This is a genomic window from Mycobacterium ostraviense (assembly GCF_002705925.1).
GTDB classification, from domain to species: domain Bacteria; phylum Actinomycetota; class Actinomycetes; order Mycobacteriales; family Mycobacteriaceae; genus Mycobacterium; species Mycobacterium ostraviense.
The window spans coordinates 5,855,949-5,876,557 of record NZ_NKRE01000001.1 but is presented as its reverse complement, the minus strand read 5'-3'; the positions used below and the strand labels follow the sequence as shown (position 1 = coordinate 5,876,557).

The window sequence follows — 20,609 nt, the reverse complement described above, 5'->3', positions numbered from 1 at the left end:
ATCGCCTATTCGTCACCGAAGTCTTGGTGGAGTTCGGCCAAGAACCCCGCGAGATGATTCATCTCCTGTGCACAGTGCACCAATAGGTTGCGAGCGGTGGCTGCCGGGTTGCCGAGCACCCGTGCCGCGATGGGGCGCACCGCCTTTGACGCCACACTCGGGGCCTTGCGAACTTCGATGTGGGGGCCGCCCATCCAGAACCGCGAACGCATCTCCGAGCCGCCAGGCGTCGACCGAATATGGTGGACGAACCATCCGACGTCCACCGGAGCGTCACCCGAGCCCAGCCGGGCGCAGATCGCCACCGCATCGTCGGAATCCGGCGGCAGGCCCAGGGCCGCGGGTGCGACGAATTGGATTGCGGCATTGAGCATTGCCGAACCGATGTACTCACTGATCATCGACCAGCGGCCAAGGTAACGCTGATTGCCTTGACGGCCCGCGTCGTCACCATCTTTCCAGGCGGCCGACAGGTGCGCTCGCGGATGCCACAGCTTGTACCGCCGGGTGTCGCACCCATGCCAGCCGAACCACCAGACCCACATCGCCGGGGTGACACCGGGCATATCGGTGCGGACCGAGACCTGGAAGCTGCCGTCCTCGAGAATTCCATAACCGTTCTCGGTCTGGTGATAGCCCTCGTCGGCAACGGTTGCGGCGTCGTCGAATGCCAACAACGCCATCCCGCCTTGCGGGCCATGCTGTAGCGCCCCGACGACATGCGGTGGCAGGGACGCCATTTCGGGTTTGAAGAACTTTGCGAACGGCGTTTCGGCGTCGTCGTTGCGATAGCCCAGGTACAGATCGCCGGTCATCAGATTCGTCCCATCCAACTGTTGAACAGACCGTCGGGATCGTAGGTCGCCCGTACCTGGTCCAGCCGGGCCATGGCCGCATCGGTGGCAAACCGAGCCGGGCGCTGGCCGAGGTTTTCGTCCGCGAGCTGAATGCCGGTGGCCAGGTGCGACATCGCCGCCATGTTGGACCGCGCCCAATCGCCGTACTTGTCGTCGTCGGCCGGGTCCTTCCAGGAGCCGTAGAGCGCCAGGTAGATCTCGTCCTCGATGCTGTAGGCCATGTCCTGGCGTGTCGGGGACGGCCCCCAGTTCAGCCACAGGAAGTGCGACGGGTGCGGCGGCAGGGTGTCGAGAATATTGCGGATGCCCGGTAACAGGTCCTCGGCCGGCGCCGAGGTCCACATATTGTCCGCGGTGTACCGGTGATCGCCCAGGTAGTGAGTCATCACGACGTCGTACCAGGCGGGCAAATCCGTTGGCATATAAGGGTTCTTGACCAGAGCCCGGTCGATCACCGGGCAGGTGTCGAATACCGCGAGGGCGTCTTTGGCCTCTTCTTCCGAGTCGCCGAATGCCGGCGAGGCCATCACGATGGCCGGCATGTCGAGACCCATCTCGGGGACGCTGCGGGTGGCAAGGATTTGCATCTCGACGCGGCGATCCACGTCGGCGCTGACGTTGCGGGCCCAGGTGTAGACCTCGTCGGCCACGTCGAACGGGTACACATACACGCTGGTGCCACAGACGGCCGGGCGGGGATAGAGCTTGAGGTAAAACGACGTGACGACCCCGAAAAAACCCGGGCCGGCGCCGCGGGCGGCCCAGTACAGGTCGGGGTGATTGGCTGCGTCGCAATGGATCTGCTCGCCGTCGGCGGTGATGACGTCGAGTCCGATGACACTTTCGCAGGCCGGGCCGAAAATTCGGCTGTTCCAGCCGTACCCGCCTTGCAGCAGGTAGCCGCCCAGACAGACGCCTTTGCAGTGGCCGCCGGGGAAAAACAGGTTCTGGGCCTGCAGGTCGGCCATGAGCAAGCTGCCGCCCTTGCCGGGGCCGGCGACGGCCGTCATGTTTTCGGCATCGATCCGCGCGTGGTCGAGACGGCTGACGTCAAGGAGAACGGCGCCGTCGCGCAGATGGCTGGCCGCGAAGCTGTGCCCGCCCGAGACGATGCTGACCTTGTGGCCGTTGGCCCTGGCGTAGCGCAGGCCCGCGATGATGTCGTCGGCATCGACAGCCTGCACAATCACCTCGGGATAACGTTCGGGCACTCGTTGATGCCACACCGTGCCACGGCGTGCGGCCTCGTAACCGTCATCGCCGCGGAAAAAGTGCCGGCCGCGAGGAAGTGCGCTCACCCAGATCTCCTCTGATCCGCATTTCGGTTCTTCAAATTCCGCAATGCGGACCACTATAGTGGCATTGTGCCGCGAACGGAACGAAATGCCCGGACCAATCGCGACGAGGGTATCCAGGTGTTGCGCCGAGCGGCAGCCGCACTGGACGAAATCGCCGCCGACCCGGGCCAGTTGCGTCTGGTCGACCTCAGCGAGCGCTTACAGCTGGCCAAGTCGACCACTCGCCGCCTGCTGGTCGGTCTCGTCGAAGTCGGCTTGGCCAGCGTCGACGACCGTGGCCACTTTTCCCTTGGTGAACGCCTGCTGGGATTCGGCAACGCCACCGGAGCGCACATCGCGGCAGTATTCCGCCCGACCATCGAGCGAGTGGCCGCCGCCACCGGCGGCGAAACCGTCGACCTTTCGATGCTGCGCGGCCAGAAGATGTGGTTCATCGACCAAATCGAGTCGTCACACCGGCTCCGCGCCGTCTCAGCGATCGGCGTCCGATTCCCACTGAACGGGACCGCCAACGGAAAGGCGGCCCTCGCCGCACTTGACGAGGCCGCCGCTGCGGCCGCCCTCGCCAGCTTCACCCCCGAAGTCGCCGCGGCGCTCCGTCGTGAAATCGCTGAAATCCGAAGCACCGGAATCGCTTTCGATCGCGACGAGCACACCCCGGGGATTTCGGCGGCCGCTATCGCCGGACGAGCGTTGGGCGACAACGTGATCGCGATCTCGGTGCCCACGCCGACCGAGCGTTTCGTGGAAAAAGAAGACCGCATCGTTTCAGCTTTGCGCAGTGCAGCCGACTCGCCCGCCTGGACACGCTGAGCAACGCCGAGCCGCAATGCGACGCTGACGGCCCGGTTCTGCGCCAACGGAAAAGCAGCTGGCTTTTCTCGAACCTGAGACGGCGACGGCGGTCACCGCCGCCGGCACCGCAGGTCTGAGCGCCACAGTGAGACAACCCGAGGCAGCACCGCGCAATGCCGGTTTCAATTGTCGTTCAATTGTCGCCGCGTCGTTGACGCCCGGTGTATCCACCGACCACTCTGGTGAAGGTCCCTGCTTAGCCATGCCGCGGATGAATTCTCGGTCGATCGGCCCGAGTGCATACCACGCAGAAAGGATGCGCAATGACACCCGTGTGCAGTGTTCGCCTCGCCGATGCCGTCGCCCGGAGCGGGCGATGGATCACCGGATGAGTTCCACCGGACTCCGGACATGCTCCATCGATGCCAACACCTTCTTCGGTGCCGAATGCCTGCAAGATCCCTACCCTCTCTACGAGCGCATGCATGCCGCCGGAACGGTCCACCGCATCGCTGACTCCTCGTTCTATGCGGTATGCGGTTGGGATGCCGTGCACGAAGCCGTCAGCCGCCCCGAGGACTTCTCCTCGAACCTGACCGCCACGATGACCTACACGGCCGACGGAACCGTCAAGCCGTTCGAGATGGACGCGCCCGGCGGGCCGACCCATGTGCTGGCCACCGCCGACGATCCCGCCCACGCACTGCATCGCAAGCTGCTGGTGCGCCACTTGGCGGCCAAGCGAATCCGCGCCATAGAACAGTTTGCCGCCCAGACCGCAAGCCGACTCTGGGTCGACGGCCTGCGCCACGGCCACATCGAATGGATGGGTGCGATGGCCAACCGGCTGCCGATGATGGTCGTGGCCCAGCTCATCGGCGTGCCCGACGCGGACGCGGCTCAGCTGGTGAAGTGGGGATACGCGGCCACGCAACTGCTCGAAGGGTTGGTCAGTCACGAGCAACTCGCCGCCGCGGGCGTCGCCGTGATGGAGCTCAGCGGCTACATCTCCGACCAATTCAGCCGGGCGGCGGCCGGTCTGCAAGACAATTTGCTGGGGGAACTTGCCGCCGCCTGCACATCAGGCGAAATCGACACGCTCACCGCCCAAGTCATGATGGTCACCCTATTCGCCGCGGGGGGAGAGTCGACCGCCTCGTTGCTGGGCAGCGCGACCTGGATACTGGCAACCCGTCCTGACATCCAGCGGCAGCTGCGCGACAACCCGGACCTGCTGGGAGCTTTTATCGAGGAAACGCTGCGCTACGAGGCGCCTTTTCGGGGTCACTACCGGCACGTGCGAAACGACACCAGCCTGGCCGGGATCGACCTGCCGGCTGACTCGCATCTGCTGCTGTTGTGGGGCGCGGCCAACCGTGATCCGGCTCAGTTCGAAACACCAGGTGTATTCCGCCTTGACCGCGGACGAGGCAAGGGCCACATCAGTTTCGGGAAGGGCGCGCACTTCTGCGTCGGCGCAGCGCTGGCACGCCTGGAGGCCCAGATTGTCGTGCGCCAGCTGCTCGAACGAACGTCGGTAATCGAGGCCGCCGACGTCGGGCAGTGGTTGCCGAGCATCCTGGTGCGCCGCCTCGAACGTCTCGAATTGACAGTGCGGTAACTCGTCAGGCTGCCGTCCTGCCGATGGCGTCGTCATTCTACGAAAACAGTTGGTAACTTGGCTATTTCAGAACTATTCTTAGTCGAAAGCCACCGGCGAATGGCCTCCACCGGTCACGATGAAAGCCTCAACCGCCGTGGCCTGCTCGAAGCCTTCCACCTCCACCCGCCACTCATAGAGTCCCGGTTCCAACGGAATTCCCGGCGGGATGTTGAGGGCAAGCGGCATCCGGACCGAAGTGCCGTGGATCGCCCCGGGCATCCGGCCTGCCTCGGCGGCGGCTTCGAACAGCATGGGCTGCGGGCCATGCGGCCCCGTCACTACCACCGGATCTCCATCGGTGGTCAGCAGTTGGCACGTCAACTTGTGCTGTTGGTTGGTCTCATCCCAGTCGATGTCCAAAAAAAGCACCAAAGCGAAAGGGGGAGTGGGTGTTTGGCATTGTCGCCAGCCCAGCCCGAGGGCGTGGACCTTACCCGACTGGGGATCGGCCTGCGCTGCGTCCGCCAGGAAAAGGCTGACCTTCATGAGGCCGCCGGCATTGCGATCGGCGATCGGGATGTCACCGTGAGAACGTGTCCTGTGCTGCCGTCCAGAGACCCACGAGATCCTGTCCTTGTCCGTCGTTATGCCTGGCTGGTGGCACCGTCAGGATGGCGCCTGCCGAGATACCATCGCTGACAGAATCCTATGCGACCTGACCCGGCATGCTGCCGGCCAGCGTGTGTCGCACCATGTTACTTACCGGGGGTTACTTACCGGGGTTACTTACCGGGGGGCAGCTGACGCGGACCATCGGGGGAACGCAGCTCGGCCGGCCCCTCCCGCCCGACCAGCTCACGCCGCTTCGCACGTCCGGTCGATCCCATCGGCAACCCGGCCAGATCTTCCGGAGATTGCTCCAACGGCCGGTATCGCTCGTTGGGGCTCAGCCTCTCGTAGCTTCCGTCGTAGCTGCCGGTATCGGCTTCGCCACGTGACGATTCGATACGGTTCACGCCCTCGGCAACGGGGGATTGGGGCGCCGGCTGGTCACGTCTGCTGTTGGAGCTGTCGGCGCTGTCGGAACTCTCGGAGTTGACGGTGACCTTGCGGGTGCGCTTGAACGAAAACGCGATTTCTTCGACCTCTTCGAACACCTGACGTGCGGTGCGCAGCGGCTGAGTGGTGTTGTCGATCACCCGCGCCACGAACGGGGGCATCAACGGCCGAATCCATCGCGCCGCAGCTTTGGTGGCGTCCGGAATCGACGGAATCAGCGGGCCGCCGCGCTCGGTCTCATCCGCTGCCACCGTGCCGCCCGAGTCGACCTGCGCCGGAAGCTGTTCCGGGGTTTGAGCGAGGCGATCCGCTGTTCCAGCCGGCAATTGGGCGACGGCGCGGCTGGCGGCCTCTGCTTCGGCCGCGATAGGCAGATACATGTCTTCCTCTACTTCCTCGACTGGCTCGACTGCCTCGAAATGACGCTGCGACTCCGCGCGCACCGGAATCTCCAGCGCTTCGATGACGCGACGGCGTTGCTGTTCCCGGTCGATTTCGGCCTGCGCCTCGATCGCCAGGCGGGTCTGGGTCAGCTGATGCTCGGCCCACATGATTTCGGCAGCGCGGCGAACTTCGGCGCGTTTGATCGCGATGGCGGTCTCGGCCTCGAGTTCGGCGCGGTCCCGTTCGGCGCGCGCGGCCGCGTGGCGGTCATGTGTCGTCTCACCACGCCATAGCCGCAGGATCAGCGGCAGCAGATACACCAGGGCGAAGAACGCAATCAGCAGCGCCCGCAGCACCAACGCGCCGGCGCTGGCAAGGGTTACGTCGTTCATGGCCACCCAGCGTGTCCCTAGCCCGCGACCCGCGCCGGCGACCACCGCCTGCCGAGCCGTGTTGAGGGCCTCCTGGTCCTGGCGCACCCTGGCGTCGAGCTCGGGTGCCTGACGGTCGCGAGCCGCCAACACGTTGTCCAATTCACGCTGCGCATCGGCGAGAAGCTCGTTGGCCGTTCGTGTTTCGGGTCCTTGACCGGGAACGCCGGTGATCCTGGTCTGCGGGCAACCCGGTGTGGGGTGGTATTCGCAGCGCGCGACCACCAGAGCCTTGTCCAGATGACCCCGAGCCTGTTCGACCCCGTTGTCGAGCGCGGCCCGCGCAGCGCGGGACTGTTGCAGCGTTGCCGACGCCTGCGCGACAGCCGGCACAGAGTCGGCATTGCGTAGGGCCCGTTCGTCGAGTCGCTGGTTGATGGCACCGGAAAACGCAACCAGTGCGGCCAGCTCGCCGACCACGACACCGACGGCGAGAGCGACCCCGGCGCGGCCCGCGATGGCGGACCGGTCCACGCCGGGTCCGCCGGCGGTACCGCGGACCACCGCGCCGATCAGTAGGGCGAACACCAGGGTCACGGCAACGACGGTCCAGGTGGGCCAGCCCGTCGATTCGCGCACCGCCAAGCTCGCCACCAGCCAGGCCAGCCCGGATCCGAAGGCCACCACGGCCCCGGCAACGGCGTGGGTCGACCGCTCGTGACACTCACCGAGTTCACCCCAGTGTCCGCCGCCGAGCCAGGTCAGCAGTCCCTCGATCCGGGTTACGGCCGAGCGCTGATCAGGATTTTCGTGGGCGCACATGAGACTCCAAACACCTCCAGGTACTTCCAGCGTGGCAGGCCGCCGCCCGACTTATCGAATCGAAGCGGCCGCTTGTGGCGTTGTTCACAACGCGTGGCAGATGTCGCAGATCACACCGCGGCGGTGGGGACCGGTCCGCCTGGTGCATCTGACGTCGAATGACGTCAAATTTCGCGCGACGCGAACCGATCAGCGACCGTTACGGGAGTTGACGTGAGACGGTATAAGCCTATGCAACATCACGACTACCTCACTTATGAAGACTTCGGCCGCAGATTCTTCGAGGTTGCCGTCACACCGGAGCGGGTGGCGGCATCATTCGCCGAAATCGCCGGCAGCGAATTCGACATGGAACCGATCGCCCAGGGCCCCGGAGGGATCGCCAAAGTCAGCGCGCATGTCAAAATCAACGAGCCGCGGGTTACCCGAAAGCTCGGTGACCTCATCACATTTGTGATTCACATTCCGCTGTCGATTGACCTGCTGCTGGACCTCCGGCTCGACAAGCAACGGTTCAAGGTGGCCGGAGATATCGCGCTGCGCGCCACCGCACGTGCTGCCGAGCCACTGCTGCTGATTGTCGACGTCGCCAAACCGCGGCCCTCCGATATCACCGTCAACGTGTCGTCCAAATCGATTCGTGGGGAGGTGCTGCGCATTCTGGCCGGCGTTGACGGCGAGATCCGGCGGTTCATCGCCCAGTACGTCGCTGAGGAGATCGATTCACCGCAGTCACAGGCCGCCCAGGTCATCGACGTGGCCGCCCAGTTGGATACCGCCTGGAAAGGAATTTAGCCGCAAGCCGGCGAGGGCAACCGCTGGGTTGGCACCGGTTCTGCGGCAACGGGATTGGGCCAGCGATAGGCCGGATTGGTCGGCGCGAATCGGCGGCTCGCCGGCAGACGACGGCGGATTGTCGGAGTTTATCGGGCTGCGGTGCTCGGGTATGTAACCCCGAACGCATGGCCCGGCTGCGGCCGGTCAGGAGCACGGGACCGCCGAACCAGAGAGCGGGTAGACACATGGCGCGTGTAGAGGTGTCAACGTCATCTAACGTCGATCCGGAGTGCGCCTGGAAAGTTGCCTCCGACCTGCACCGATTCGACGAATGGATGACGATATTCGGGGGGTGGCGCGGGGAGGTGCCGTCGACGATCGACGAGGGCGTCCGCGTCTCGTCACTGATCAAGGTGAAGGGTTTCCGCAACGTCGTTCACTGGACGGTCACCGAGTATGACGAGCCGACCTCGATCCAACTGCATGGCTGCGGTCGGGGCGGAATCCGGATCGCTGTTGCGGTGACCGTCGCCGCCAACCATCCGGGGTCGGATTTCCGTCTGACGGCTGACCTGAAAGGCGGTCTGCTCGGCGGGCCGGTTGGGCGTCTCGTCGCCAGGGTTCTGCGCCGCGAGATTCAGAACTCGGTGGACAACCTCGCAGCCTTGCAGTAGCCGGCACTCCTACCTCTCGGGCCTCTCGGGCCGCTGCTGGTGGTCGAATGGCCGCTGCCGTTCGGCTTCGCGAACTCGCCTGCGCTCCATGGCAAGCCAAGCCAGACCGGCGCCGAACGAGAGCAGTCCGCCGATGGCGGCGGCGAGGCCGAGCCCTACCTGTCCGAGCGCGAAATTGGCGATGGACACCACGAAAGCCAGCACGGCACCGGCGACGACAACCAGACCGGGCGCGTGCAGGGCGTCATCGATGCGTTCCACCGAGTCGTGGGCGTAAGGACGTCGGTGGATGGCGTGGCGCGAGATGCTCCCCATGAACGCCTCCTCCACTGTGAGGTCTCCGCACCGGCAAACCGACGGGGTCGGTCAGCACCTTCGGAATTACCCGAAATGCCGCATGGCCAAACGACTTCGCTTGGCGCGGCATGGAAGCGCATGAAAGCGGAGTCAGCAGCCGCTCAGGTCGACGGTTGCTGGCGCGGCAGCAATCGGCGTACCGGCCGGCTTTCAATGGCGTTGATCGTCAAGGTGCGGCTGCTGATTCGCCAGCCCGAATCGGTCAGCTGGTACTCGTCGTCGTACCGCAGATGCCAGACCACGTCGACCAGGTCATCGCCGCGCCGGCTCCAATGGTGCGCGATGCAGGTGATGCGCCCTCGCGCGACACCCGGCCGCGGAGCCTTGTCATAGACCTCCCCGACGATCGCGTGTTCGGTACGCATCGTTTGGGCGACGGCCGCCATGGCGGCGGCGATGGCTTTTTGGCCCCGATGCGAATGGACCGGTGTCAGTGTCGCGGGCGGGTCGGGTGTCGTCAGCTCGGCTGCCGCAATGAAAAGGGCGGCCGCAGAATCGAATTCACGATCATCGACGCGGGCCGCATACCGATGCACCAGATCGCTGAGCGCCAGCCGATCGGCCGGCGCAAGAGACTCAGCGGGGGTCATCAGACCTCAAAAGACCTCACGAAGCCAATCCCAGACGCTGAGCGCACGCCGAAACGATGTCTTTGGCCTGCTCGATATCGGTGGTCGACGGCATGCCCAGCACGATCCGGTCGGCGCCTTCATCGACGAGGAGGGCCGCGCGTTCGCTGTCGATCTTGGTCACCAGGTGGCCCAAAGAGACCTCCAGGGATGCCGGATCGCGGCCGGCCGAGGACGCCTCCGCACGCATCAGCGCGATCAGCGCAGCGAGCTGCGGCCCGGCCACGCCGAGTGGCTGGAAGCCCTCGCCGAAGCGCCCGGCCCTGCGCGCGGCCGCCCGGCTGTGCCCGCCGATGTGAATCGGAAGCCGCCCAACCGGTTTGGGGTAGCACATGGCGTTGTCGAACTTGAAGAACTCGCCGTGGTGAGAAGCGCCGTGCGGTTGGTCGGCCCACAGTGTCCGCAGCACCGCCAACTGTTCGTCGGCCCTGCGGCCCCGGCTGTCGAACTCCGCCCCGCAAGCCTCGAGCTCTTCTTTGAGCCACCCCACACCCACGCACAGCCGCAGCCTGCCGCCGGAGAGGGCATCGATCGTCGCCGCGCGTTTGGCCAGCACCACCGGGTGATGGTTGGGCAGCACCAAGACTCCGGTGGCCAAACCGAGCCGCGTCGTCCGGCCGGCCAGAAACCCGAGCAGATCGAGCGGGTCGGGAATTGGGCAGTCCGCGGCCAACCCGACCCGCCCGGAACTGTCGTACGGGTACACGCTGTCGTACGTGGTGACCAGCACGGTGTGTTCCGCGACGATGATCGATTCGAAGTTGCAAGCCTCGAGGTGCAACGCGAAGGCGGTCATCCACTCTGGGTCCGCGGTGACTCCGGCGGCAACCGGGGCGACCACCCCCACTGAGGGCGTGGCTGCCATCAGTGCGCCCCGTGGGGATCAGCGGCATCAGCCGCAGGGAGTACCGGGACATCCGCCGTGCGAGGGCGGGAGACGCACCGCGTAGATGTCACGACATCCGACGCTAACAGCACGATCCTCAGGTGACCGCAGGAGCCGTCACGGCTCGCATCAGTTCAGCCAACGTGGCTGCCCTCTTGTCCGTGAAGATGTCCTCGATCAGCACCTGCTTGCCGTCGGGACTGGTCAGTGGAACCCGCCAGTTGGGGTACTCGTCGGTAGTGCCTGGCTGATTCTGCGTCCGCCGGTCACCGACCGCGTCGGTCAACACAACTCCCAACAGGCGTGACGGCGTTCGGCCGAGGTATCGATAGAGGGCCAACAGGGTCTGCTCCGGGTCGGCTTCGGCCCCGTCCGCCAACAGGCCGACCCGGCGCAATTCCGCGATCCAGGCGTCCTGATCGGCCCGATGCGCATCGAGTTCGGCTTCCACCGGCTGGGTCAACAAGCCGAGCGACTCGCGCAGCCGCACGTGGTCGCCGGCCAGATATCCGGCCGTCGGCGGCAGGTCGTGAGTGGTGACCGACGACAAGCAGTACTCGCGCCAGCGCTCGGCCGGCAGCGGACCGCCATTTCCGTCACGATCCAGCTCGAACCAGAGAATTGAGGTGCCCAGCAGGCCGCGCAAGAATAGATAGTCACGCACCCACGGTTCGACGGTGCCAAGATCCTCCCCGACGACGACCGCTTCGGCCCGATGCGCTTCCAGCGCGACGATGCCGATCATCGCCTCGTGGTCGTATCGCACATACGTGCCATGAGTCGGCGCCGCTCCCGCTGGGATCCACCACAGCCGGAACAGCCCGATGATGTGGTCGATCCGGACTCCGCCCGCGTGCCGCAGCACCGCCCGGATGAGAGCGCGAAACGGTCGATACTCCTGCTCATCGAGCCGGTCGGGTCGCCACGGCGGCTGGGACCAGTCCTGACCGAGCTGATTGAACTCATCCGGTGGCGCGCCGGCGGTCACGCCCGACGCCAGCACGTCCTGCAGGGCCCATGCGTCGGCCCCGTCGGGGTGGACGCCCACGGCGAGGTCATGCATGATGCCCAACGCCATTCCTGCCCGGGTGGCCCCGGACTGCGCCGCAGCGAGCTGTTCGTCCAGCTGCCATTGCAGCCACCGGTGGAAATCGACCGCGTCGGCGTGTTTGTCCACGAAACCGGCGACGCCGGGGGCATCGGGATGCCGCAAAGACTTCGGCCATCGATGCCAGTCACCGCCGTACTTCTCGGCAAGTGCGCACCAGGTGGCGAAGTCGTCCAGGGCACGGCCCTCCCGGGACCGGAACGCGGCGTAGGCCAGCTCGCGCCCTGCCGATCGCGGCACTCGGTGGATCAGCTCGAGAGCCTTGCGTTTGGCGCGCCACGCGCTGTCCCGGTCGATGGTGTCGAGCCGGTCCGCCCGCTGCTGCACGTCGGTGCGCAGTTGCCGGACTCGGCTGCGCTTGGCCAGCTCGCCGAACTCGGGAATAGCCTCCACACGCAGGTAGAGAGGGTTGAAGTAGCGCCGCGAGGTCGGCAGGTACGGCGACGGCTCCATGGGTGTTGTCGGTGTCGCCGCGTGCAGCGGGTTGACCAGGACATAGTCGGCGCCGTGCCGGTAAGCCGACCACAGCGCCAGGTCAGCCAGGTCGGTGAGATCGCCGATACCCCACGACCGTCGGGACCGCACGCTGTAGAGCTGGGTGGCCAGGCCCCAGGCTCGGCGGTTGCCGAGTTTTTCCGGCAGCCCGACCCAGTCCGGCGTGACGATGAGTGCGGTGCTGGTCTCGTCGTCGCCGGAGCGCAGCTGCACGCGGTGATACCCCAGCGGTAGGTCGGCGGGCAGCACGAAGCTGGCTTCGCCGATCCAGCGTCCGTCCAGGTCGAATGGCGGGGTGAAGTTGTCGATCTGCTGCACCCCGCCGCGTACCGTGCCGTCCTCGAGGCACAACCACACGTCGGCCGGCGCGCCGTGGGTGACGTGCACCCAGAACCGCGTCGGCGCGCCGGCGCGAGCGACGATGGTGGCCGGCAGCCGACGGGCCCAGTACGACCGGAGTTGCTCCGTCAGCGCGGTGTTGCGCTCCTCCTCGGTGCGCGCGGCAACGCCGAACGCAGCAAGCACCGCCACCAGCGTTTCCGCGGAGACACGCACGTCGTGGCCGGTCCAGTCCTGGTATTCGGTGGCGATGCCGAGTCGGCGGGCAAGTTCGACCAGCGAGGGCGCGAGCTCAGTCATGGCGCCCATCTTGCGTCCAACACCGCTGCGCGCGGACGGCGGGGCGGTCTGGCTTGTCCGGTTCGCCGCGACCTCCCCGCACCGCGCGTTTACTTCCCAGGTCAGAGACGTTAAACCGGGCGCAACATTTCCGCGCGCCGAGACGGCGATTGGTCGCTACGATGCAATGAAGACACGACGAAATCCTTGGGGGATCTAGTGCGGTAAGGGCCGTATGGCGCCGTCCTTTCGGGTGCCCTACGGTTATCGATGTCGTCAGCATTTCTCCACAATTTGGGCCAATATCCAGGCGTTCTGAACAGACCGGAAGGTGATCTAGCGTGGCTGAAGAGAGCCGCGGGCAGCGGGGGTCGGGGTACGGCCTCGGATTGTCCACGCGGACCCAGGTAACGGGTTATCAGTTCCTGGCGCGCCGAACCGCGATGGCATTGACCCGCTGGCGGGTGCGCATGGAGATCGAACCTGGCCGGCGTCAGACGCTGGCGGTGGTCGCATCGGTGTCCGCGGCCCTGGTGATCTGCCTGGGCGCGTTGCTGTGGTCGTTCATCAGCCCGTCAGGCCAGTTGAACGAGTCGCCGATCATCGCCGACCGGGATTCGGGCGCGCTCTTCGTCCGGGTAGGGGACCGGCTGTATCCCGCGCTGAACTTGGCGTCGGCGCGGCTGATCACCGGGCGGCCGGACAACCCGCATCTGGTTAAGGGAAGCCAGATCGCCAACCAACCGCACGGGCCGCTGGTGGGCATCCCGGGCGCGCCGAATCAGTTCTACCCGAAGAGTCCGCCGTCGTCGTCATGGCTGGTGTGTGACACCGTGTCCACCTCGTCGAGCCTCGGGTCGGCGCAAGGGGTCTCCGTCACCGTCATTGACGGCACTCCCGATCTCAGCAGCCACCGGCGGGTATTGAAGGGTTCCGATGCCGTGGTGCTCAGCTATGCCGGAGACGCCTGGGTGATCCGCGAGGGGCGCCGGTCGCGCATCGACGCCACGAACCGGTCGGTGCTGCTGCCGCTGGGGTTGACTCCGGAACAGGTCAGTCAGGCCCGACCGATGAGCCATGCGCTCTACGACGCCCTGCCGGTGGGGCCCGAGCTGCTGGTGCCCGAGGTACCCAACGCGGGTGCTCCGGCGACTTTCCCCGGTGCTCCCGGTCCGGTGGGTACGGTGCTCGTCACGCCGCAAATCAGTGGGCCGCAACAGTATTCGCTGGTCTTGGCCGACGGGGTGCAGACCTTGCCGCCTCTGGTGGCCCAGATCATGCAGAACGCCGGGCGCCCGGGCAACACCAAACCGGTGACGGTGGAACCCTCGGCGTTGGCCAAGATGCCCGTCGTCAACAGGATCGATCTGTCCGCCTACCCGGATGAACCGCTCAATGTGCTGGACATTCGGGAAAATCCGTCGACGTGCTGGTGGTGGGAACGGACCAGGGGTGAGAACCGGGCCCGCGTCAAGGTGATCTCCGGGCCTACCATCCCGGTCGCAACCCACGAAATGCACAAGGTGGTTGATCTGGTCAAGGCCGACATGAGCGGCCGTGAGGCCGACCACGTCTATTTCGGACCCGACTACGCCAACTTCGTGGCCGTCACTGGTAACAACCCCGCCGCACAGACCACCGAATCGCTGTGGTGGCTCACCGACGCGGGCGCTCGGTTCGGGGTGGAGGACACCAAGGAAGCCCGCGAGGCGTTGGGGCTGAGCCTGGCCCCGAGCATGGCCCCGTGGGTGGCGCTGCGACTGCTGCCGCAGGGTCCCACGCTGTCCAGAGCCGATGCGCTGGTCGAACACGACACCCTACCCATGGACATGACCCCCGCAGAATTGGTGGTACCCAAGTGAAACGTGGTTTTGCCCGGCCGACGGCGGAAAAGCCGCCGGTCATCAAGCCGGAGAACATCGTCCTGCCGACACCGCTGAGCATTCCGCCGCCCGAGGGCAAGCCCTGGTGGCTGATCGTGGTGGGCGTCGTCGTGATCGGCCTGCTGGGCGGCATGGTCGCGATGACGTTCGCCAGCGGATCACGCGTGTTCGGCGGCGCCGGCGCCATCTTCCCGATCTTCATGGTCGGCGGGATGATGATGATGATGTTCGGCGGCCGGTTCGGCGGCCAGCAGCAGATGAGCCGTCCCAAGCTGGACGCGATGCGCGCTCAGTTCATGTTGATGCTGGACATGCTGCGCGAGACGGCCCAGGAATCGGCCGACAGCATGGACTCCAACTACCGGTGGTTCCACCCGGCGCCCACCACGCTCGCCGCAGCAGTCGGATCACCCCGGATGTGGGAGCGCAAGCCCGACGGCAAGGACCTCAACTTCGGCGTCGTGCGCGTCGGCGTGGGAATGACGCGGCCGGAGGTGACCTGGGGCGAGCCGCAGAATATGCCGACCGACATCGAGCTCGAGCCGGTGACCGGTAAGGCGCTTCAGGAGTTCGGGCGCTATCAAAGCGTCGTCTACAACCTGCCGAAGATGGTTTCGCTGCTGGTTGAGCCCTGGTATGCGCTCGTCGGGACTCGTGAGCAGGTGCTGGGGTTGATGCGGGCGATCATTTGCCAGCTGACGTTCTCCCATGGGCCCGACCATGTGCAGTTGATCGTGGTCAGTTCCGATTTGGACGAGTGGGACTGGGTGAAGTGGCTTCCGCACTTCGGTGACTCACGGCGTCACGATGCGGCCGGTAATGCGCGGATGGTCTACAGCTCGGTCCGCGAGTTCGCCGCCGAGCAAGCCGAATTGTTCGCCGGGCGTGGGTCGTTCACGCCCCGGCACGCCAGCTCGTCGGCGCAGACGCCGACACCGCACACCGTTATCATCGCTGATGTCGACGACCCGCAGTGGGAGTACGTGATCAGTGCCGAAGGCGTGGACGGGGTGACGTTCTTCGACCTGACCGGCTCGTCGATGTGGACCGACGTCCCGGAGCGCAAGCTGGAATTCGACGAGAAGGGTGTGATCGAGGCGCTGCCCCGCGACCGCGACACCTGGATGGTGATCGACGACAAGGCCTGGTTTTTCGCACTGAGCGACCAGATGAGCATCGCGGAGGCCGAAGAGTTCTCCCAGAAATTGGCGCAGTGGCGGCTCGCCGAGGCCTACGAAGAGATCGGTCAGCGGGTCGCCCACATCGGTGCCCGAGACATCTTGTCCTACTACGGAATTGACGACCCGGGCAGCATCGACTTCGACTCGCTGTGGGGCAACCGCACCGACACGATGGGCCGGTCGCGATTGCGGGCGCCGTTCGGTAACCGCTCCGACAACGGCGAACTGCTGTTCTTGGACATGAAGTCGCTGGACGAAGGTGGTGACGGCCCGCACGGCGTCATGTCCGGAACGACGGGTTCCGGGAAGTCGACGCTGGTGCGAACCGTGATCGAGTCGCTGATGCTGAGCCATCCGCCCGAGGAACTGCAGTTCGTGTTGGCCGACCTCAAGGGTGGTTCGGCGGTCAAGCCGTTCGCCGGGGTGCCGCACGTGTCGCGCATCATCACCGACCTCGAAGAAGACCAGGCGTTGATGGAACGCTTCCTGGATGCGTTGTGGGGCGAGATCGCCCGCCGTAAGGCGGTATGCGACAGCGCCGGTGTCGACGACGCCAAGGAGTACAACTCGGTACGCCTCCGGATGCGGGCCCGCGGCCAGGACATGCCGCCGTTGCCGATGCTCGTGGTGGTCATCGACGAGTTCTACGAATGGTTCCGGATCATGCCGACCGCGGTCGACGTGCTCGACTCGATCGGCCGGCAGGGTCGTGCGTATTGGATCCATTTGATGATGGCCTCGCAGACCATCGAGAGCCGGGCCGAAAAGCTCATGGAGAACATGGGTTATCGCCTGGTGCTGAAGGCGCGTACCGCCGGGGCCGCCCAGGCCGCCGGCGTGCCGAATGCGGTGAACCTGCCAGCACAGGCCGGTCTGGGTTACTTCCGCCGGAGCCTCGAGGACATCACCCGCTTCCAGGCCGAGTTCCTGTGGCGCGACTACTACGCCCCCGGCGGCACCATCGACGGTGACGAAGCTCCCGTTCTGGTGCACAACATCGACTACATCCGGCCGCAGCTATTTACCAATTCGTTCACGCCGCTGGAGGTGAGTGTGGGTGGGCCGCAAATCGAGGCGGCCGTCACGCATGGCAACGGCGAGGTGATCGAGGTCGAGGCCGCCGACGCCGAAGAGGAAGAAGGCGTCCGGACACCCAAGGTCGGGACGGTGATCATCGACCAGCTGCGCAAGATCAAATTCGAGCCCTACCGGCTGTGGCAGCCGCCGCTGACCGTTCCGATTGCCATCGATGAGCTGGTCAACCGGTTCCTCGGCCACCCGTGGCAGAAGGACTACGGCTCGGCGCGGAATCTGGTGTTTCCGATCGGGATCATCGACCGCCCCTTCAAGCACGACCAGCCACCGTGGACGGTCGACACCTCAGGCCCCGGTGCCAACGTCTTGATCCTGGGCGCGGGCGGTTCGGGCAAGACCACCGCTCTGCAGACGCTGATCTGCTCGGCGGCGCTGACCCATACTCCCGAGCAAGTTCAGTTCTACTGCCTGGCGTACAGCAGCACCGCGCTGACCACAGTGGCGCGCTTCCCGCATGTGGGTGAGGTCGCCGGTCCCACCGACCCCTATGGCGTGCGCCGGACAGTGGCCGAATTGCTGGCGCTGGTGCGCGAGCGCAAACGGAGCTTCCTTGAACACGGCATCGCGTCGATGGAGATGTTCCGCCGGCGCAAGTTCGGCGGAGAAGCCGGGCCGGTACCCAACGACGGGTTCGGCGATGTGTACCTGGTGATCGACAACTACCGGGCGCTGGCCGAAGAAAACGAAGTACTGATCGAGCAGGTCAACCTGATCATCAACCAGGGCCCCTCGTTCGGGGTGCACGTGGTGGTCACCGCGGATCGCGAATCGGAGCTGCGGCCGCCGGTGCGCAGTGGTTTCGGTTCCCGGGTCGAACTGCGGTTGGCTGCGGTGGAGGACGCCAAGCTGGTGCGTTCCCGCTTCGCCAAGGATGTTCCCGTCAAGCCCGGCCGCGGCATGGTTGCGGTCAACTACGTCCGATTGGACAGCGACCCGCAGGCGGGTCTGCACACCCTGGTGGCGCGGCCGGCGCTGGGCAGCACGCCCGCCAACGTCTTCGAGTGCGACAGTGTGGTCGCGGCGGTGAGCCGGCTGACAACCGCCCAAGCCCCGCCAGTGCGCCGCCTGCCGGCACGGTTCGGCGTGGAACAGGTGCGCGAGCTGGCCGCACGCGACACCCGTCAAGGCGTGGGTGCCGGCGGAATCGCCTGGGCAATATCGGAATTGGATCTGCAGCCGGTCTACCTCAATTTCGCCGAGAACTCGCACCTGATGGTGACCGGTCGACGCGAATGCGGGCGCACGACGACGCTGGCGACGATCATGTCCGAAATCGGGCGGCTCTACGCGCCGGGCGCCAGCAGCGCGCCGCCGCCGCCCCCCGGGCGGCCCTCCGCGCAGGTTTGGCTGGTCGACCCGCGCCGGCAGTTGCTGACCGCGCTGGGTTCGGACTATATGGAGAAGTTCGCCTACAACCTCGACGGCGTTGTGGCGATGATGGGTGAGCTGTCGGCGGCCCTGGCGGGCCGTGAGCCGCCGCCCGGTTTGTCCGCCGAGGAGCTGTTGTCGCGCTCGTGGTGGAGCGGGCCGGAGATCTTCTTGATCGTCGACGACATCCAGCAGCTGCCGCCGGGCTTCGATTCGCCGTTGCACAAGGTTGTTCCGTTCGTCAACCGGGCTGCCGATGTCGGCTTGCACGTGATCGTCACCCGTACCTTCGGCGGCTGGTCTTCGGCAGGCAGCGACCCGATGCTGCGCGCGCTGCATCAGGCCAATGCGCCACTGCTGGTGATGGACGCCGATCCGGACGAGGGCTTCATCCGCGGCAAGATGAAGGGCGGTCCGCTGCCCCGTGGCCGCGGCCTGCTGATGGCCGAGGACACCGGGGTGTTCGTGCAGGTCGCCGCCACCGAGTGGCGAAGGTAAGACCGTCAGCGCCGCGTTGGGGTTGGCTGAGGTTGGCTGAGTCAGCCCCAACGCAGCGGTAACGTCTTGAGCGCGAAGGACTTTGACGGAAATCGGATCTCGGGCGTGTATCCAGGAGCCAGGCCGAAGTCGGGAATCCGCTTCAGCCATTCGCCGACCACCAGGGTCAGCTCCAAACGCGCCAGATGAGAACCCAGGCACCGGTGCGGCCCGCCGCCAAATCCCCAGTGGCGGTGCACTTTTCCATCCATGACCAACTCGTCGGTGGACATCGCGTCGGTGCCGTCGCGATTTACCGCGGCCATGCACAGTCGCACCGGGGAACCGGCGGGTAGCGTCATACCCCCGACATCGACGACCTGGGTGGTGATTCGCGGTGCCACCGGGGCCGATGGTTCGAGCCGGACGATCTCCTCGATGAACACCCGGATTTGCTTGGGATTGTCGCGGAGCATGGCGCGCAGATCCGGCCGGCGCGCGAGTTCCAGCAGACAAAAACCCACCGCCGCGGTCACGGTGTCCAACCCAGCGAGTATCAACAGGTGACTCAGCCCCAGCACCTCGACCTCGCTCAGTGGGTCATCACCGATGAGCACCTGTGACAAGACGTCCGGGCCCGGGTTCTGTTTGCGTTCGGTGATCGCTTGTGCGAGATATTCGAACAGCTCATGCGTTGCAGCGGCATCGGCCTCGGTCGGGTAAGGCCGGTCCGACATGGCAATGACGGCGTCCTTCCAGGCAATCAGGCGGTCACGGTCGGCCACCGGCAGACCGTAGAGCACCAGAAACAGCTGAAACGGAAACAGATTCGCGAAATCGGCCATCGCCTCACACTCACCCCGGGGGGCGAGGGCATCAATCATGGCGATGGTGTGGCTCTGCAGCGTTGGCCGCACCTTAGCCAAGGCAGCCGGGCTGAAGTACGGCTGCAGGATCCGCCGGTATCGGGTGTGCTCCGGCGGATCGAACCCGAGCGGTACCAACGGTAGCGGGTTGCCCGGAGACTGAAACGCTTGCCGCGACGAGAACGCCGTGGTATCGCGCAGCGCTGCGAGCACGTCCTCGCGGCGCGTCAGGTAGTACCAACCGTTCATGAACACCACCGGCCCCGCGTCGCGCAAGGTCTTCCATCCCAAGCCTCTGTCGGCGGCCATCGGCAGCGTCGAATATTCAAGCCGCGGTAGGTGAAACGCGCCAGCCTGGCCTCCTCCGGTAATGCTCATACGTTCGACTCTTCGGTGGTCCGTTTTCTTGTTTCACGGCCTTCGAGGCAGCCAGGCCCTACTGACACAGCCCAAATATCGCACGTGTGGTAGACACGCACCAATCCGGCGATATGAGCGCTGTCTGGCCGGTTGGCAGCCTGTTCGACTAGCCTCGCTTGAGCGGGTCCAGGGAGGAAACCACGTGAAGGTTCGTCTCGAGCATTCGAGATGTGTGGGGCACGCCCAGTGTTACGCGGTGGCTCCGGAGCTGTTCCCGATTGACGATTCGGGCTACTCGATACTCCAGGAGCACGTCGTGCTCCCCGAGGACGAGCAGTTGACCCGCGACGGTGTCGCATCGTGCCCCGAGATGGCGCTCATCCTCGACGAGGACTGATCACACTGGGTTACGACGGTATTTCATAGCATTCACCGATCTGTAGCGGGCTGCGACGGCGCTGCGCATAGGAAACTCGTACCTGCCGGCGGGCAACGGTGGGTGGCAAGTCCGGATGATTCTGGGTTTCGTACCGCTTCTGACGGCTCTTTGCGCAGGTCGCCCGCGTTCAACTGAACCCGTGGTTTAACGACAGCTTAACGATTGTTTGCGTGGAATGAATTGTTGGCGTGTAGGCCTGATGGACCC

The 20,609-nt window shown here is 65.6% G+C and carries 16 protein-coding genes; 7 read left to right on the top strand and 9 right to left on the bottom strand.

What is annotated here, in order from left to right:
- Positions 1–5 precede the first annotated feature (5 nt).
- Together CDN38_RS27355 and CDN38_RS27350 are read right to left on the bottom strand one after the other, a co-directional pair.
- Complete coding sequence (locus CDN38_RS27355; protein WP_075511519.1) at positions 6–815, bottom strand: DAPG hydrolase family protein; 810 nt, start codon at positions 813–815, stop codon at positions 6–8.
- Positions 815–2,155, bottom strand: a complete 1,341-nt coding sequence (locus CDN38_RS27350; RefSeq protein WP_075511622.1) for an FAD-binding oxidoreductase — start codon at positions 2,153–2,155, stop codon at positions 815–817. Before CDN38_RS27350 ends, CDN38_RS27355 begins: the two co-directional genes overlap by 1 nt.
- A gap of 66 nt (positions 2,156–2,221) precedes the next feature.
- On the opposite strand from CDN38_RS27350, the gene CDN38_RS27345 reads away from it, so the two are divergent.
- Both CDN38_RS27345 and CDN38_RS27340 read left to right on the top strand, forming a co-directional pair.
- Positions 2,222–2,968 (top strand): IclR family transcriptional regulator, encoded by a 747-nt coding sequence (locus CDN38_RS27345; protein WP_075511520.1) that lies wholly within the window; start codon positions 2,222–2,224, stop codon positions 2,966–2,968.
- Between the two features lie 370 nt (positions 2,969–3,338).
- Entirely contained in the window at positions 3,339–4,571 is a 1,233-nt protein-coding gene (locus CDN38_RS27340) for a cytochrome P450 (RefSeq protein ID WP_075511623.1), read from the top strand.
- Between the two features lie 78 nt (positions 4,572–4,649).
- On the opposite strand, the gene CDN38_RS27335 is transcribed toward CDN38_RS27340, so the two are convergent.
- Complete coding sequence (locus tag CDN38_RS27335; protein ID WP_075511521.1) at positions 4,650–5,099, bottom strand: DUF6941 family protein; 450 nt, start codon at positions 5,097–5,099, stop codon at positions 4,650–4,652.
- 236 nt (positions 5,100–5,335) lie between these two features.
- A complete protein-coding gene (locus CDN38_RS27330) occupies positions 5,336–7,189 on the bottom strand; it encodes a DUF4407 domain-containing protein (RefSeq protein WP_075511522.1) in 1,854 nt (617 codons plus the stop codon).
- Positions 7,190–7,420: 231 nt separating this feature from the next.
- On the opposite strand from CDN38_RS27330, the gene CDN38_RS27325 reads away from it, so the two are divergent.
- Positions 7,421–7,984 (top strand): hypothetical protein, encoded by a 564-nt coding sequence (locus CDN38_RS27325; RefSeq protein ID WP_075511523.1) that lies wholly within the window; start codon positions 7,421–7,423, stop codon positions 7,982–7,984.
- A gap of 227 nt (positions 7,985–8,211) precedes the next feature.
- Positions 8,212–8,640 carry a type II toxin-antitoxin system Rv0910 family toxin gene (locus CDN38_RS27320; RefSeq protein WP_075511524.1) on the top strand — a complete coding sequence of 143 codons (429 nt, stop codon included), beginning with the start codon at positions 8,212–8,214 and terminating at the stop codon, positions 8,638–8,640.
- A gap of 9 nt (positions 8,641–8,649) precedes the next feature.
- On the opposite strand, the gene CDN38_RS27315 is transcribed toward CDN38_RS27320, so the two are convergent.
- The 4 genes from CDN38_RS27315 to malQ form a co-directional block, all read right to left on the bottom strand.
- Complete coding sequence (locus CDN38_RS27315; RefSeq protein WP_408633027.1) at positions 8,650–8,955, bottom strand: LapA family protein; 306 nt, start codon at positions 8,953–8,955, stop codon at positions 8,650–8,652.
- Between the two features lie 143 nt (positions 8,956–9,098).
- Positions 9,099–9,587 (bottom strand): nuclear transport factor 2 family protein, encoded by a 489-nt coding sequence (locus tag CDN38_RS27310; protein ID WP_075511525.1) that lies wholly within the window; start codon positions 9,585–9,587, stop codon positions 9,099–9,101.
- Positions 9,588–9,603: 16 nt separating this feature from the next.
- On the bottom strand, positions 9,604–10,491 hold the full coding sequence (locus CDN38_RS27305) for an LLM class F420-dependent oxidoreductase (RefSeq protein WP_075511526.1): 888 nt from the start codon (positions 10,489–10,491) through the stop codon (positions 9,604–9,606).
- A 118-nt stretch (positions 10,492–10,609) separates the two neighbouring features.
- Positions 10,610–12,754 (bottom strand): 4-alpha-glucanotransferase, encoded by a 2,145-nt coding sequence (gene malQ / locus CDN38_RS27300; RefSeq protein ID WP_099319489.1) that lies wholly within the window; start codon positions 12,752–12,754, stop codon positions 10,610–10,612.
- A gap of 320 nt (positions 12,755–13,074) precedes the next feature.
- On the opposite strand from malQ, the gene eccB reads away from it, so the two are divergent.
- Positions 13,075–14,595 carry a type VII secretion protein EccB gene (eccB, locus tag CDN38_RS27295; RefSeq protein WP_075511527.1) on the top strand — a complete coding sequence of 507 codons (1,521 nt, stop codon included), beginning with the start codon at positions 13,075–13,077 and terminating at the stop codon, positions 14,593–14,595.
- Positions 14,592–18,758 (top strand): type VII secretion protein EccCa, encoded by a 4,167-nt coding sequence (eccCa, locus tag CDN38_RS27290; protein WP_075511528.1) that lies wholly within the window; start codon positions 14,592–14,594, stop codon positions 18,756–18,758. Before eccB ends, eccCa begins: the two co-directional genes overlap by 4 nt.
- A 41-nt stretch (positions 18,759–18,799) precedes the next feature.
- Here eccCa and CDN38_RS27285 read toward each other — a convergent pair whose 3' ends face one another.
- Entirely contained in the window at positions 18,800–19,981 is a 1,182-nt protein-coding gene (locus CDN38_RS27285; protein WP_075511529.1) for a cytochrome P450, read from the bottom strand.
- A gap of 184 nt (positions 19,982–20,165) precedes the next feature.
- Here CDN38_RS27285 and fdxE point away from each other — a divergent pair, with 184 nt between their 5' ends.
- The gene (fdxE, locus tag CDN38_RS27280; protein ID WP_075511530.1) at positions 20,166–20,360 is read left to right on the top strand and encodes a ferredoxin FdxE; all 195 of its coding nucleotides are present in this window, start codon (positions 20,166–20,168) and stop codon (positions 20,358–20,360) included.
- The last annotated feature ends 249 nt before the right edge of the window (positions 20,361–20,609 follow it).